Genomic DNA, 14,469 nt, shown 5'->3' on the forward strand with positions numbered 1-14,469 from the left:
TCAGGCCACCTTTTTCTCTGCTGCCGGGTAGAGCGCCGCCTTAAAGGGCTCCATGCCGACGCGGCGATAGGTTTGAAGGAATTCCTCCCCCGCACTCTCGCGCTGCTCCAGATAAGTCTCCACGATGCGCTCGACTGCGGGGACGATTTCGTCATAGGCAAAGCCGGGTCCGGTGCGGGTGCCGATCGCTGCCGTTTCGGTCGCGTCACCACCCAGCGTGATCTGGTAGTTCTCGACGCCTGCGCGATCCAGACCAAGGATGCCGATATGGCCGACGTGGTGGTGTCCACAGGCGTTGATGCAGCCAGAGATCTTGATTTGCAGATGGCCGATATCATGCTCCATCTTCAGATCCTCGAACCGGGTGGCGATCTCCTGCGCGACGGGGATTGAACGCGCGGTGGCCAGCGCACAGTAATCCATGCCGGGGCAGGCGATGATGTCCGAGATCAGCCCGATGTTGGCGGTGGCCAGATCCGCTGCTTTGAGGCGCGCATGGATCGCGGGCAGGTCGTTCTTGTGCACATGCGGAAGGATCACGTTCTGCTCGTGGCTGATGCGCAGCTCGCCATAGGCGAACTCTTCGGCAACATCGGCCATGGCGCGCATCTGATCGGCAGTTGCATCGCCCGGTGTCGCGCCGTGTTTCTTGATCGAGATGGTTGCGATGGCATGCCCCGGTGCCTTGTGCGCGGCGAGGTTGGTGTCGGCCCATGCGCGAAACACCGGATCGGAGTCGTAAGCGGCGTCAAAGGCCTCGGTGCCGCCGGTGCGGAACTCCGGCGCAGCGAAATGGCGCTTGATGTCCTGAAACAGCGCCTGATCGGCACCGCCAAAGGTCGGGCGCACTTGGGCAAAGCGTTCCTCGGTCAGCTCGCGGATTTTCTCCAGACCCAGCTCGTGCACGGTAATCTTGATGCGGGCCTTATACTTGTTGTCGCGACGGCCCAGTTGGTTCCACACCGAAATCACGCTCTCAATGTAGGGCAGCAAGTCATCGGCGACGACGAATTCATTCAGAACTTTGCCGATCATCGGGGTGCGGCCCAGACCACCGCCCACCAGCACCTGATAGCCGATCTCGCCGTCGTCATTCTTGACGATCTTTACCGCAAGGTCATGCGCTTTCAGCACCGCGCGGTCGTTGGAGGCGCCAGAGACGGCGATCTTGAACTTGCGGCCCATGAACTGGAATTCAGGATGATCAGTGGACCACTGTCGGATCAGTTCCGCGATGGGGCGGGGGTCTTCGATCTCATCGGCGGCGGCACCGGCGAAATGGTCTGCGGTCACATTGCGGATGGTATTGCCCGAGGTCTGGATGGCGTGCAGGTTCACCTCCGCCAGCGCGTCCAGCATGTCCGGCACGTCCTTCAGCTTTGGCCAGTTGTACTGGATATTCTGACGGGTGGTGAAATGGCCATAGCCCTTGTCCCATTTCTGGGCCAGCAAGGCGAGCGCGCGCATCTGATCGGGATTGAGCGTCCCATAGGGGATCGCGACCCGCAGCATATAGGCGTGCAGTTGCAAGTAGAGACCGTTCATCAGGCGCAGCGGCTTGAACTCATCCTCAGTGAGGGCACCGTCGATGCGGCGCTCCACCTGAGTGCGGAACTGGCGGTTGCGTTCGGCGAGGAAGGCGGAGTCGAAGTCGTTATACTTATACATCTGCGGTGGCCTCCAGTTTGGCTTCTTGCTTACCGTGGGCATAGTTCGTGGGACCGGTACGCCGGAAATCCTCGCGGAAATGGGTGGGTTCGGGGCCTTGCTCGCCTGCTTTTGCGTCGGCGAGATAGGCGCCAACGGCGATTTGCGGCTGGCTTTGTGCATCAAGAAGGCGCAGCTGCGCTTCCGCCTCATCGGTGATCAGCTCTGCGTCGCGCAGGTCGCGGGTCCAATTGCCAGAGGTGGTGAGATAGATCACATCGCCTTCCAGCAGGTCGTTGGCGGTGACGACTTTGGGGGTGAATGCACGGGCCATCAGGCAAGCTCCATCTGAATTTCGGTGTGGGCGGCAGACGCGGCACGCGGCGCCAGCCCAAGGAAAGTAAGCGCCGGGCCAGCAAAATTCGCAGCGGCCAGATCGGCGGGCAGTTGATCGAGAGTCGTGGCGAGCACGCGCTGATCCGCGCGCGAGGCGTTCTCCACCACGGTCACGGGCGTTGCGCGGTCCGCACCATGCATCAACATGCGCCCCTGAACAAAGCGGGCGGATTTCTTGCCCATATAGACGGCGGCCACCTCGCCCGGACGGGCAAGCTGCGCCCAATCATGATCGGCAAAGCCCTTCATGTCGTGCCCGGTCAGGAACCGCACCGAGGAATTGCGCCCCCGCTGGGTCAGGCTCTGCCCGATGGCGGCAACTGCAGCCGAGGCAGCAGTGATGCCCGGCAGAATTTGGGTGTCCACATCAGCAGCCTTGCAGGCCGAGAGTTCCTCGTCGAGACGGCCAAAGATGGTGGGATCACCCGACTTTAGCCGCAGCACCTTGAGGCCACGTTTGGCGTGATACACCAGCCGCGCGCAGATCTCTTCTTGTGCCATGGAGGGGCCAAAGCCCTCTTTGCCGACGTCTTCCAGAATTGCGTCGTCGTGGGCGAGCGCCATGATCTCATCACTGACCAGACGATCATTGAGGATCACATCCGCCTCCCTCAGCGCCTTCAACACCTTGAGGGTCAGCAGGTCGGCATCGCCGGGACCGGAGCCCGCAAATGCCACAACGCCCGGACACATCACGCCAGCGGCTCCCGGCAGGGGCGGCGTGAGGGGCGGGATGTAATGCGTGTCGCGGGGCATCTCTCGGTCCATTTTTTGCTGTTTGACGTGATTGTAGATATAGGAAATATTCCTCGCTCTGTGCTATATGGGCTGGGAAATAAGGACACATGTCTCACTGCATTTCGCCGTGAGGTCCGCGCGTCCTAAACTTAGGAGAATTTTGGAATGACAGTGCGGATCGACGCCACGGACCGGAAAATTCTGGCGGAACTCCAGCGCGACGCGGGGCAGTCGCTGGACGAAATCGCCAAGCAAGTGGGCAGTTCAAAGACGCCTGTCTGGAATCGTATCCGCAAGTTGCGCGAGGCCGGAGTGGTTGGCAACCAGACCATGATCCTTGATGCCGAAGCGCTGGGGTTTGAGGCCTGTTTCTTTGTTCTCATCCGCACGTCCGAACATGAGGCCGAGTGGCAGGCGAAGTTTCTCAAAGCACTGCAAGAACGCCCCGAAGTTCAGGAGGCACATCGCCTTGCAGGGGATATCGATTACATCCTGAAGGTGCGGGTGAAGAATGCGCGGGCCTACGACAAATTCTATCAGGCGCTGATCTCAGAAGTGCGGGTTCACAATGTGACGGCGCTCCTGTCGATGGAGGAAATCAAATCCACCACCCATCTGCCACTGGCGCAAATCCGGGTCGATTAAGCGGAGATGAGCCCTGTGACATAAGGGAGGCTGTTTTTGTTCAAAGGGGTGATCCTGAGCGGCGCTTGATGGCGGATTTTTTCGCATCTCAATGTAGTTTTGGCTCTTGCACCCCGCATGCAACCTCCATAAAAAGCGAAACACACCAAGTGGCCGGACACCACCCGCCACATCAGGTGCTAAAGGCGGCGAGTTGGCGGAGTGGTGACGCAGCGGATTGCAAATCCGTGTACACCGGTTCGATTCCGGTACTCGCCTCCACAATATGCCAAGCAATGAGATGGCAGTCGGTTGGCTGTTGAGTAGACGCTCGATCAGCCAGATATGGCTTTTTATTCCAGCGCCCAGATGACCTCACTCAAGCCCGCGAGTTTGGCGAGCCGCTTCAATTCCGCCTCGAGCTTGTCTGTGCGTTGTTTCGTCCGCAGGCGTGCGTCTTCGGTCCAAAACTTGGTCAGCGTAAGTGTGCCTTTTGCGCGATCGCCTTTGACCTCTACACGGCCGACCATGCGGTTCCCCTCCAGCAAAGGGTAAATGTAATACCCCCATTTTCGTTTCATGGCCGGGACAAACATTTCGACGGTATAGTCAAAACCAAATAGTCTCGCGAGGCGCTTGCGGTCACGAATGGCCGGATCAAACGGGTTGAGTATGCGCAGTCGGGACGTGGGGTTTTGCAGTGTTCTGATCCGCTCCTCGATATCTGCACAGGCCACTGCTTTGGTCCAACTGCCATCTGCGCCTTGTATTTCAGTTTCGATCAGGTTTTTGGCATCACTAGTTCCCCAAGATTGGACTTCCGCTCTCTCGCAGGCCTCCCAGAATTTATGGATTTCACCTAAAGTCCCAAAACCGATCCTGTTAACTGCGGTGCGGCAGAGCTGGGTGATTTGCTCCGTGTCGCTGAGTTCGGGCATATCTTGTGGATACACGCGTTCGGCCAGGTCATAGTATTTGGTAAACCCGTCGCGATGCGATGTCGCCAATTCGCCAGAGTACCAAAGATAATCGAGCACCATCTTGTGAGGCGGACGTTTCCACATCGTCTTTGCGCCTGAAATTTTGGTCTCAAAGTCTTTTGTCGAGAGAGGGCCGTGTTCTCCAATCCGACGCAGAACCTCGTCGATCAGTTCTGGTTCGAGATACTTGCCAAACCAGTTTGAGCGACCGACTTGAGCTTTTTTGCGCGAGAATTGACGCTGCCACATGGGGAGGAATTCCATGGGCAAAACAGAAGCATCATGGGTGAAATGTTCAAACACCTGCCGTGTGCTGCGAAGCAAAGGGTCCAACATGTGTTCGCGATAGTTCTGATTGCGGCTCCACAGGATATGGTGATGGGCACGGGACACAACTTGAATGGTGTCGATTTGCACAAATCCCAGCTGTTTTATCAACTGCGGCGTGTCCAAGGGCCCCGTCGGCGCCTGCGCGAGACCATGCGATCCGAGCCACAGGGCGCGGGCGGTGTGATTGTCAATTTTTAACCGGGCCAATGCGCTGCACTCCTCCACGTTCTGGATTTGTTTCACAAACGAGGGGCTGACGAAAGGCGTTTCATTTGAGCCTCATATGATTTCGGCGCGATTTTGGGGTGGTATTGCTCCGATCAGATGAGCTTTTCGGCCCGGCGCGGACAGAGATATCCTTTGCAAGATCATAAACGGACCGTAACGGCGCGTGTCCTGTGCTCAGGAATTGGGGCGTCCTTAGCCGACCTGCATGAACGACTGACCAGAATTCCAATCCTGAGCCCAAGCAAGAAAACTGTCGCGATCCATTGGGCGCGCGAATGCATATCCTTGCAAGACGTCGGCCCCAAGATCAGAGAGTATCTTGGCTTCGGCCTCAGTTTCCACGCCCTCCACAACCGTTGCAGCACCTGCGCTTGTGGCCATTTCGATCAATCCACGCATCAGGTCTCTGCGCGCAGGTTTGCTGTCGATATCGCTCGTGAACATACGATCAATCTTGAGCCTGTCGGGGCGCAGCGCCAGCACGCCTGCGATACTGGCATGTCCCGTGCCAAAGTCATCAATTTCGATCCCAATGCCCATCGCTTTCAGGGCGTCGATTTGCTTGGCGTAATCCTCGTCGACATGATCCAGAAACACTGTCTCTAGGAGTTCAAAAGCCAAGCCGCTGGCCGGGAGGTCAGTGCGTTGCTTTAACTCTTCAATCAAACCCGGATGCCCCAGCCGTTCTGCAGAGACATTCACCGATATGCTAGGTAAGTGAATGTTATGTTGGGCGAATTCCCAATAGGCAGCGAGGGCAAGGTCCAAAATTCGCCGATCCAGTTCCGCCAGCATGTTCACTTCTTTGGCAACGGATACAAAAACATCTGGGCCGACGATGCCGCGCTTGGGGTGGTGCCAGCGGGCCAAAGCTTCACAGCCAGCAATTGCCCCGGTTTTCCCATCGATTTGCGGCTGGAAGGTCACTTTGATTTCATCGTTTCGGAACGCCTGCTTAAAGTCCCGGATCAGATCCATTTTTTCATCATGCGCCGCGCCAATGTCGGTGGAGTACGCGTTGACGCAGGATCGCCCGTCGGCCTTTGACGCATAAAGAGCCAGATCGGCGCGCCGCAGCGCGGAAAGAAGCGTTTCATCGCGCTCGCAGAGTGCAAACCCAATGGAGACACCAACCTCAAGCTCGACGTCCTTGTAGCGCACCGGCTGAAGCAGTTCGAACAGTAGGTCGGAGCAATACTCAAACGCCTCTGCCTCGCTTCCGGAAAATTCCACCAGCAAGGCAAACTCATCCCCTCCGATGCGGAAAGCGAAATCGCATCCGGGCTGGATCTTGTCCGAAATTCGCCGTGCACCCTGTTCTAGGACCAGATCGCCCACTTCGTGGCCATAGGTGTCGTTGATATATTTGAAACGGTCCAGATCAAGCGCGATAACCAGCGTTCCGGCCTGCTGAGCTGTCGCAGGCGCTGAGGCAATTTCCTCAAGGTGCTTGCGATTGCCCAGACCGGTGAGTTTGTCATGTCGAGCCGACCAGGCGCTCTCCTCCTGAGCCGCGCGCATCGCCTCAAAGGCTTCTTCCGCCATCTCTCGGCTCATACGCTCCTTGCGGATTGAGGCCATGCGCTGGTCAATCTCTTCTTCAACCCGGTCGAGAACACGGTTGTAGCGATAGGCCAGCACGCCCAATTCTGACGAGCGTTCGATGCGCACGCGGCTGCTAAAAGATCCGGTTCGCTGGTGACGTTTCATTTCTTCCAGCAATTCCAACAACATGTTTCGCTGGTTGTTTTCTGCTAGGTTGAGGCCGCGCACTTCATCTCGGGGGCGCGCGCGCAGGAGGCCGCGCGCTTTTAAGAGCAGGATCAAGGGCGTCATGCAGGATATGACCCAAATCCCGACGACAGCTGCGCCAAAAGCCTGTACGCCAAGCTGGGCAATCCGGCTGCCTGCAGGCAGTGCATCCAGTGGAGCCGCGAAGGCCACTGCCAGCGTGCCCAAAAGACCCGCCGCAAGATGAACAGGGATTGCGCCAACAACGTCATCGATTTCCAGTGCGTCCAATATATCGCGCGCCACAATGACTGCTATGGCGCCAGCGGCGCCAATCAAGAAGGCTGTCAGCCCGGATAGCAGATGGATGCCAGCGGTGCTTGCTACAAGTCCACCGAGGAAGCCATTGACCAAGAGTTCCGCCCTGACACAGCGAAAGATGCCAAGGCCGATGGCGATGCTGGCCAAACCCGCGCCTGCTGCAGATAGCATTGTACGGGCGATGACAGGGCCGACATTCGTGTTAAAGGCCAGCGCCGATCCGCCATTGAAAGCCCCCCAGCCAACCCAAAGCAGCAGCCCGCCCAGTGTGACCAGCGAGATGGAGTTTTCCTCAAAAAAGCGGTTCTTTCGACCGTAGCGCCCAAGCCTTGGACCCAAGAAGATCACGGCGACCAAGGCCGTCCATCCGCCCACGCTATGCACCACCGTTGCACCGGCAAAATCGATGAAACCGAGTTGTCGGAGCCAGCCCGCCTCATTCCAGATCCAATGACCGGCAATCGGGTAGATGAAGGCGCTGAGTGCGATCGACACAATCATATAGCCCAAGAACCGCTCCCGCTCGGCGACCGCGCCGGAGACGATGGTGGTGGCGGTGGCAGCAAAGGCCATTTGAAACAAGAAGATCGCGGCTGAATGACCCGTGGCGTTGTCGAGCCGGGGCAAAAAACCACTGGTCCCAAAGAGGCCCCCAAAGCTGGTGCCGAACATCAGACCAAAACCAACCAGCCAGAAACATGTGCTGACGACGCAGACATCCGCCATATTTTTGAGCGCAACATTGGCGGCGTTCTTCGTCCGGACGGTGCCGGACTCTAGGCAGAGGAACCCGGATTGCAGGACAAGCACAAGAAGCGCTGAAATTAGCATCCAGACAGCGTCAATTTCTGACATGAGCACTCACTCGCAACACACAACAAACCGTTCCGGCCTCCATTGTGACGTCAGCAAGTCAAAATACAGTTACTTTCCGAATGTGTTTTGACCGCGTTGCGCCGCGAGGGGATGTGGTGATGGATGCGAGCCAAGTGGTTGTATCAAGATGGAAAACCAACCTGAGATGTCGGTTTAACCGTCGGTGCGCGACGATGGCCTGCGCGATTGAAACTCTCGTATGGCCAATTCACCGCGGGCGCATCCCGCATAAAGAGCCTCACGTTCCGTGGTTGTCAGGGTAGCTATCTTGGATGGGCGCTGTTCTGGCAAATGGCTCGCGGCCGCAACCCATGCCTCAGGCGCATCGCCCAAGAGATATTGGCCAAGGTGGGTGATTTCCTGTCGTGGCGCAGCGCAAAGCTCTTCGTAGGAAAGCACCATCAGATCCCGCCCCATCAGGGTTTGAAGGCCGGTTTCCATCATCGCCGACCAGAAGGCCGCGCTGTCGGTCAGGCTCGGGCGCTTTGCCAAGATACTGCGCAGGCCAAATACGCCGCCGAAACGTTCGATCACGGGCCATAGTGCGCCGCGACCGTAGTGGGTTTGAGGATCGAGAAGATCGATCCCAAATGGGCGTAGGTGCCGCCACATCCAGATTGCCACGCGGGTGGCCGGGTAGTCGCGCATCGAGAGCACCGTGTCAGGCCCATTTCGCAACAACAAAACCGGGCGCGCTTCGGGAAACATCTCGAGGAGCGTCTTGGCGGCCACCAATGAGCCTCCAGAGCGTTCGACCCAGATCTGCTTGCCGCCCTGACTATTCGCAAGGCTTTGAAATAGCGCCCGATACTGATCACCTACGTCCTTACGGTTCCACTGTGGGACCTCGGAGGCGAGTTGGGCAAACAGCGCGTCCGGAGACTGCGAGAGGTGCGGCAAGGTGATCGCTAAAATGGGAGGGCAGAACCACGGGTCATGCGCTGGGGCATTGACGCGCCCATAGAGGAACTCATTGGGCGCACTGTCGGGGTTGCCGATCTGTGATAAGGCGCGCGAGGGTTTGGACAGATTGCGCCAGAATGTCTCTCCGGTCAGTTGATCTTGCCGAAAGGCATTTGGTCCAACGGTCGAGAACAATTCCGACAGCGACAGGATCGCAGGGTGCAGCCGCAGAATATCAGAAACCAAAGTTGAACCACATCGGGCGGAGCCAAGGATGAATCCACCCGCCAGCTTGTGAGCAGGGTTATGCATCGCTTGCATCCTTGAGCGCGCTCAGCATTGTGTTCACCGCCGCGTGTGCCAACGCCTTTGGCGACCTTGGGGACACCATATCCAGACGCCCAATCGCGGCCAATGCGACCACGCCGTGAACAGCTATGAACAACTCCTCAGCGCGTTCGGCTGCATTCTCTGAGGGGGCCAGCGCTGCTATGGGATGCGCAATTTTTGCCAGCAGGGCATTGATAGCGGCCATGTACCACTGCGGAAAAACATCCGTGACCCGATCGCCCTCAAAAAGGCCGCGCCAGACCCCTTTGCGCTCTAACATAAAGTCCACATAGGCCTCCGCCAGCGCATAAAGCCAAGGTTCCGGCGGAGCATCCGGCAAGGCATCAATCATTTCGCCCAGTTCCCGAAAGGTGTCGCGGTTTACCTCGATCAGCACGCTGTGGAGATCCCCGAAGCTTGCGTAAATCGTGCCGCTCGTAGCACCTGAGGCCTGCGCCAATGCGCGCGCCGTCAGGGCAGGCGGACCACCTTCTTCCAGCAACGCTCGGGCGGCGGAGACCACCGCGGCCCGCAGTGTTTCGGGATCATATTGCCGGGGCCGTGCCATGTGGATCTCCAGTTTTGGAAGGGCCCATAATTGGAATGGGCGCTGGGTATTTGAACAATGTTCTGAAATGATCTTGACGATCCGCTCGCATATGTCAATATTTTAGAACGATGTTCAGAAATGGATTGTTTATATGTTTCCGATCGCGCTTACCATTCAAGGAACAGGTAGCTATCTGCCTGAAAATAAACGTCTCAGTACGGAGATCGATCGCCGCCTTGGTTGGCAGGACGGGCAAGTGCAGGCGCGGTTTTGTCTTGAGAGCCGCGCGGTTGCAACGCCTGATGAAACCAGTTCGATGATGGCGACAGAAGCTGCGCGCCGCGCAATGGACATGGCCGACTGCGGGCCGGAGGATCTGGACTTGATCCTGGGTGCCTGTGGCGTGATGGAGCAGCCGATTCCGTCAACGGCCGTGCTGGTGCAGGATCGCCTTGGTTTGGGGCAATCCGGCATTCCGGCCTTTGATATCAATGCGACCTGCCTTGGGTTCTTGCAAGCGCTCGATGTGGCCGGCCTCTGGGTGGCTGCGGGACGCGCGCGGCGTGTGCTGATCTTCTCTGCCGATATCGCATCGGTGGGGTTGAACTGGTCGCACCCCGAGAGTGCCGCGATCTTTGGCGATGGGGCAGGGGCGGTTGTGGTTGGCGCGGGCGAGGGGGCTGTGCTGTCACATGGCTTTGCGACCTATGCTGAGGGCAAGGAGGCCTGCGTGTTGGCAGCGGGTGGCACACGGGTAAACCCGGTGCGGGGCAGCGATGAGGGCGACGATTGTTTCCAGATGGATGGCGCACAAGCCTATCGACTGGCCGCACGCTATCTGCCGGACTTTCTGACCGATCTGCTCAAACGCGCAGGGCTTGAGCGTGATGAACTGGATGCCGTCTTGCCGCATCAGGCTAGTGCTCAGGCGTTGCGTCTGATGACGCGCGCATTGCACCTGCCACAAAGCAAGGTGGTGGATATCTTCTGCAACCACGGCAATCAGGTGGCGGCCTCCATTCCCACGGTTCTGGACTACGCGGTCCGAAATGGGCGTTTGCAGCGTGGCGACAAGGCCTTGTTGATCGGAACCTCTGCCGGGATTTCGATTGGCGGAACTGTGGTGCAGTTTTGATGCGTGCGCTGATCACAGGGGCGAGCGGCTGTTTGGGTCGCGCCTTGGTCGATGAACTCTCGGGTCATGGCTGGCAGCTGCGCACCACGGCGCGCGTGCCTGCTGATCTGCCCGATTTTCACCCTGCAGATTTGGTTTCTGATGATCTCCTGCCGCTGACCCAAGGCATGGATGCTGTGTTTCATTGCGCGGCCCTTAGTGGCGGTTGGGGCAGTCCGGTGGAGTTTGAGGCCGTGAATGTTACTGCAACGCAGCGTTTGCTGCGGGCTGCGAAAAAAGCAGGCGTCGCGCGTTTTGTTTTTGCCTCAACGCCAAGCATCTATGCGGATGGGCGAGATCGGCTGAACCTCAGCGAAGATGCCGAACTCCCGCCGCGCGCTCTGTCGCCTTATGCAGAGACCAAGCGTCACGCAGAGGCGTTGGTCTTGGCCGCGAATGGAGAGATGCGTTGCACTGCTATCCGTCCGCGCGCCATTTATGGCCGCCATGATCGTGCATTGTTGCCGCGCCTGAGCGCCGTCATGGCGCGCGGGTTTGTTCCGATGATATCAGGAGGTCAGGCCAAGATTGACCTGACCCACCGCAGCGATGCCGCCCGTGCAATGCGATTGGCAGCGGCAGGTCCTGCAGGTGGCGTATGGAACATCACCTCTGGCGAGGTATTCAGCTTTCGCATGCTGGCAGATCTGGTGGCCCGCCATGGTGGCTATCAGCCGCGACGATTGCCGCTCCCTTATCCGCTGGCCTATGCAATCGCCTCGTTGTCTGAGCGGCGCGCGCTTTGGATGGGCGCGGGTGAGCCAGCTTTGACCCGTCAGGCGGTGGTGTCGCTGGGGCGCTCTTTGACGCTTGATATCAGTGCCGCGCGCCGAGACCTCGGGTATCAACCTTTGGTGACATTGGAAGAGGGGCTGTCGGAATGCTTCGCGTGACATCTATGCGCGTCGGCAGTTGCCGCGTGCGTCCGTTTGCAGCGGGGCTGGCTGGGTGGCGAAAAGTCGATTTGCCTGCTTTGGCCACGCTGATTGAAACCCCAAACGCCAGCGTGCTGGTTGATTGCGGCTACGGTCCGGCGTTTTTTGACGCCACGCATCGCTTTCCCGCGCGGGCGTACCGGATCGCAACGCCGGTTCAATTGCCCGATCATGAGCACATCACGTCTCAGCTCGATTGTCGCCCGGATCTGATCGTGTTGACGCATTTGCACGGGGATCATGTGGCAGGGCTGATGGATTTACCGCACGATGTTCCGGTCTGTGCGTCGGGCGCGGCAATTGCCCATTTGGCGACATTGCGCGGGGTGAAAGCCACGCTTGAGGCCTGTCCTCCGATCTTGCGTGATGGGGTTATGGCCCGCGCGCCGCAGCCCGTTGAAGACCAAGACCTTATTGAAACCGAGTTACCAGAATTTCCGCAGGGGCGTGATCTGCTCGGCACGGGCGAGATAATCGCCATTCCCTTGCCCGGGCATGGTGTTGGGCAGATCGGGATCTGGGTGCCGCAGACGGCCCATTTCCTGATTGCCGACGCCGCCTATGGACGCGAAGCGCTGCGCACGGGCCGCATGCCCCCCGCTTTTGTGCTGCATCGTTTAGGGGATGCCGCGCGGTATCGCGACACTTTTGCACGGTTGCGGCGGCTGATGGGCGCGCGGCCCGATATCACCTTTGTGCCGTCGCACTGCCGGGAGGCGATCACATGAGCCTCGGGGCTTTTGTGCGGACCCGGTATGGCGCAGGCTGGCGCACACGTGCGGCGATTGAGGCGCATCAACGCGCTGGCTTTGCGCGCTTTCGGGTCAAAGTGATGCCGCGCTCGCCGTTCTATGCCGCGTACGCGGATTGGCCCCTGCAGGATTTGCCGCCCATGAACAAGGCGCGGCTGATGCAGAGTTTCTCTCGGATCAACACCTGCGGGATCGCTTATGATGAGGCGCTGCATGTCGCGTTGAAAGCAGAACGCAGCCGTGATTTCAGCCCCACCCTCGGCGAGGTGTCCGTGGGCCTGTCGACGGGTACCTCGGGGCAGCGGGGGCTGTTTCTGGCGACCCCCCAAGAGCGGCGCCTGTGGGCTGCGATCCTGATGGGGCGGTTTTGGCCAAATCTTATGCAGCGCCAGCGCGTTGCGTTTTTTATGCGTGCGGACAATGCGTTGTACCGAACTTTGAGCAATCCACTGGTGCGGTTTGAGTTCTTCGACATGCTCAGCCCGTTTGAGGCGCATCTACGCCGGCTGAACACCCTTGCGCCAACGGTAGTGATCGCGCCCGCAAGCCTGATGCGTCATCTGGCGCAGGCGCAGAGCGACGGACGTATCGGGATCGCTCCGCACAAAATCATCTCCGTCGCGGAGACGCTTTGCCCCGATGACAAAGCTTTGGCCGAGGTGGCGTTTGGCTGCAGGCTCGATGAGGTCTATCAGGCGACGGAGGGGGTGCTGGCCTTTACCTGTCCTGCAGGGTCGCTGCACCTCAATGAGGGATGGTTGCAAATTGACCGGGATGTGATCGATCCGGACACGGGTGCATTTTGTCCGATCATTCATGACTTTACCCGAGAGAGCCTGCCGATTTTGAACTATCGTCTGAATGACGTTCTCCTGCCTGACCCTGCCCCCTGTGCGTGCGGGTCCGCCTGTGTCCGGATCGCCCGGATTGAGGGGCGCGAGGATGACATGCTGTGGTGGCAGGGCGAGAATGGCCGCAAAATGGTCCCGGCAGAGGCCATTCGCAGCGCGATTGCCGCGATGCGGGCCTCCGTACGGGATTATTCCATCATTGAGAAACAGGGCGTGCTCACCGTTTGGCTGGATCATCCGACCGAGGGGGCCACAACCGAGGTTGCGCATGCGCTGCAGAAACTTGCGCAGCGACTTGAGGTCTCTTTGCCCGTGCTTGACATACGTGTTGGCTGCCCGCCACGAACCGAGTTTAAGCACCGCCGCATTCGTGTTGAGCGTCAATAGGCTGTCAGAAGAAGACAGGACCTGTCACCCCGATCAGCGCAGACGTATCTGTCCTAGGGTGAGGGGGAGCATTTCGGCGTCATGACCTGAGCATCTAGAGACTGAAGTCTCGTCTCCAGATGTACAAAATTGGAATTTGAGGCGGAAGGTTCATACGCCGCTTGAGCCAAAGTCTGGCCGTAGGAACCCCGCTTCATAAGATAGAATTGCGTCCATCTATACGTAAGCATATTTTGTTCAGTGCTCTGAAATTGTTCACTCATATTTAAGTGTTCACCCTTACATCGCTACCAGGAATTTCCCTTCACAAAGCAAGTGATGGCACCAGCTGATGTTGTCTCACATTTCAATATTTGAAATATGAGGCAGCGAGTGCTGCGGCCGGTATAAAATGGAGACAGCATTGACCCTAAAAACACTGGCCAGATTAAGCGCTTCTGGTGCGATTATCGTACTGCCGACATTGGCATATTCGTTTTCTGCGAGCGATGATGTCACCCGCAGTTTTTCAGTTGAAGGAACAGGGTGTATATTTAATGCCCAAGTGAGATCTAGCAGTGATTTCGCAGCCGTTTGGATCAATGCGGCTTCGACGACTCAAGTATCTGGCGGTGCATATCATAGCTCAGGTGGATACTTGGATACATCATATAGCCCGATATCAGCGACCGAACTCGCTGGGTGCTTAGATACGGATGTTTCCAACATTAGCAACT

General features: G+C 58.2%; 12 protein-coding genes and 1 tRNA gene. 6 read left to right on the plus strand and 7 right to left on the minus strand.

Annotation, left to right across the window (positions count from 1 at the left end; genetic code table 11):
* Genes QNI81_RS05145 through cobA form a run of 3 tightly spaced genes read right to left on the minus strand, consistent with a single transcriptional unit; the run spans position 1 to position 2,799 of the window.
* Positions 1-1,668: a nitrite/sulfite reductase gene (locus tag QNI81_RS05145; protein ID WP_283967586.1), complete on the minus strand. Its 1,668-nt coding sequence runs from the start codon at positions 1,666-1,668 to the stop codon at positions 1-3.
* A complete protein-coding gene (locus QNI81_RS05150) occupies positions 1,661-1,981 on the minus strand; it encodes a DUF2849 domain-containing protein (RefSeq protein ID WP_283967587.1) in 321 nt (106 codons plus the stop codon). Before QNI81_RS05150 ends, QNI81_RS05145 begins: the two co-directional genes overlap by 8 nt.
* Positions 1,981-2,799, minus strand: coding sequence for a uroporphyrinogen-III C-methyltransferase (gene cobA / locus QNI81_RS05155; RefSeq protein ID WP_502999210.1), 819 nt, complete (start codon positions 2,797-2,799; stop codon positions 1,981-1,983). The genes QNI81_RS05150 and cobA overlap by 1 nt, the downstream gene beginning before the upstream one ends.
* Positions 2,800-2,946: 147 nt before the next feature.
* On the opposite strand from cobA, the gene QNI81_RS05160 reads away from it, so the two are divergent.
* Positions 2,947-3,426 carry an Lrp/AsnC family transcriptional regulator gene (locus QNI81_RS05160; RefSeq protein ID WP_005647105.1) on the plus strand — a complete coding sequence of 160 codons (480 nt, stop codon included), beginning with the start codon at positions 2,947-2,949 and terminating at the stop codon, positions 3,424-3,426.
* A 187-nt stretch (positions 3,427-3,613) separates the two neighbouring features.
* Positions 3,614-3,687, plus strand: a tRNA-Cys gene (locus tag QNI81_RS05165).
* A gap of 71 nt (positions 3,688-3,758) precedes the next feature.
* On the opposite strand, the gene QNI81_RS05170 is transcribed toward QNI81_RS05165, so the two are convergent.
* The 4 genes from QNI81_RS05170 to QNI81_RS05185 form a co-directional block, all read right to left on the minus strand.
* Positions 3,759-4,922: a winged helix-turn-helix domain-containing protein gene (locus tag QNI81_RS05170; protein ID WP_283967588.1), complete on the minus strand. Its 1,164-nt coding sequence runs from the start codon at positions 4,920-4,922 to the stop codon at positions 3,759-3,761.
* A 213-nt stretch (positions 4,923-5,135) separates the two neighbouring features.
* Complete coding sequence (locus QNI81_RS05175) at positions 5,136-7,850, minus strand: EAL domain-containing protein (RefSeq protein ID WP_283967589.1); 2,715 nt, start codon at positions 7,848-7,850, stop codon at positions 5,136-5,138.
* Between the two features lie 174 nt (positions 7,851-8,024).
* Positions 8,025-9,086, minus strand: coding sequence for a sulfotransferase (locus QNI81_RS05180; protein WP_283967590.1), 1,062 nt, complete (start codon positions 9,084-9,086; stop codon positions 8,025-8,027).
* Entirely contained in the window at positions 9,079-9,672 is a 594-nt protein-coding gene (locus QNI81_RS05185; protein ID WP_283967591.1) for a TetR/AcrR family transcriptional regulator, read from the minus strand. Before QNI81_RS05185 ends, QNI81_RS05180 begins: the two co-directional genes overlap by 8 nt.
* A gap of 133 nt (positions 9,673-9,805) precedes the next feature.
* On the opposite strand from QNI81_RS05185, the gene QNI81_RS05190 reads away from it, so the two are divergent.
* The 4 genes from QNI81_RS05190 to QNI81_RS05205 are packed head-to-tail and all read left to right on the plus strand — an operon-like array spanning position 9,806 to position 13,753.
* Complete coding sequence (locus QNI81_RS05190) at positions 9,806-10,789, plus strand: 3-oxoacyl-[acyl-carrier-protein] synthase III C-terminal domain-containing protein (RefSeq protein WP_283967592.1); 984 nt, start codon at positions 9,806-9,808, stop codon at positions 10,787-10,789.
* Complete coding sequence (locus tag QNI81_RS05195) at positions 10,789-11,721, plus strand: NAD-dependent epimerase/dehydratase family protein (protein WP_283967593.1); 933 nt, start codon at positions 10,789-10,791, stop codon at positions 11,719-11,721. Before QNI81_RS05190 ends, QNI81_RS05195 begins: the two co-directional genes overlap by 1 nt.
* Positions 11,709-12,491: an MBL fold metallo-hydrolase gene (locus QNI81_RS05200; RefSeq protein ID WP_283967594.1), complete on the plus strand. Its 783-nt coding sequence runs from the start codon at positions 11,709-11,711 to the stop codon at positions 12,489-12,491. Before QNI81_RS05195 ends, QNI81_RS05200 begins: the two co-directional genes overlap by 13 nt.
* Positions 12,488-13,753, plus strand: coding sequence for a F390 synthetase-related protein (locus QNI81_RS05205; protein WP_283967595.1), 1,266 nt, complete (start codon positions 12,488-12,490; stop codon positions 13,751-13,753). The genes QNI81_RS05200 and QNI81_RS05205 overlap by 4 nt, the downstream gene beginning before the upstream one ends.
* The last annotated feature ends 716 nt before the right edge of the window (positions 13,754-14,469 follow it).

This window comes from Tritonibacter sp. AK171, from assembly GCF_030127025.1.
Taxonomy (GTDB): domain Bacteria; phylum Pseudomonadota; class Alphaproteobacteria; order Rhodobacterales; family Rhodobacteraceae; genus Epibacterium; species Epibacterium mobile.

Coding starts and splice junctions, on each gene's coding strand:
- cobA (WP_502999210.1), bottom strand. CDS start 2,799: ATGCCCCGCGACACGCATTACATCCCGCCCCTCACGCCGCCCCTGCCG.
- QNI81_RS05200 (WP_283967594.1), top strand. CDS start 11,709: ATGCTTCGCGTGACATCTATGCGCGTCGGCAGTTGCCGCGTGCGTCCG.
- QNI81_RS05195 (WP_283967593.1), top strand. CDS start 10,789: ATGCGTGCGCTGATCACAGGGGCGAGCGGCTGTTTGGGTCGCGCCTTG.
- QNI81_RS05145 (WP_283967586.1), bottom strand. CDS start 1,668: ATGTATAAGTATAACGACTTCGACTCCGCCTTCCTCGCCGAACGCAAC.
- QNI81_RS05160 (WP_005647105.1), top strand. CDS start 2,947: ATGACAGTGCGGATCGACGCCACGGACCGGAAAATTCTGGCGGAACTC.
- QNI81_RS05205 (WP_283967595.1), top strand. CDS start 12,488: ATGAGCCTCGGGGCTTTTGTGCGGACCCGGTATGGCGCAGGCTGGCGC.
- QNI81_RS05190 (WP_283967592.1), top strand. CDS start 9,806: ATGTTTCCGATCGCGCTTACCATTCAAGGAACAGGTAGCTATCTGCCT.
- QNI81_RS05180 (WP_283967590.1), bottom strand. CDS start 9,086: ATGCATAACCCTGCTCACAAGCTGGCGGGTGGATTCATCCTTGGCTCC.
- QNI81_RS05185 (WP_283967591.1), bottom strand. CDS start 9,672: ATGGCACGGCCCCGGCAATATGATCCCGAAACACTGCGGGCCGCGGTG.
- QNI81_RS05150 (WP_283967587.1), bottom strand. CDS start 1,981: ATGGCCCGTGCATTCACCCCCAAAGTCGTCACCGCCAACGACCTGCTG.
- QNI81_RS05175 (WP_283967589.1), bottom strand. CDS start 7,850: ATGTCAGAAATTGACGCTGTCTGGATGCTAATTTCAGCGCTTCTTGTG.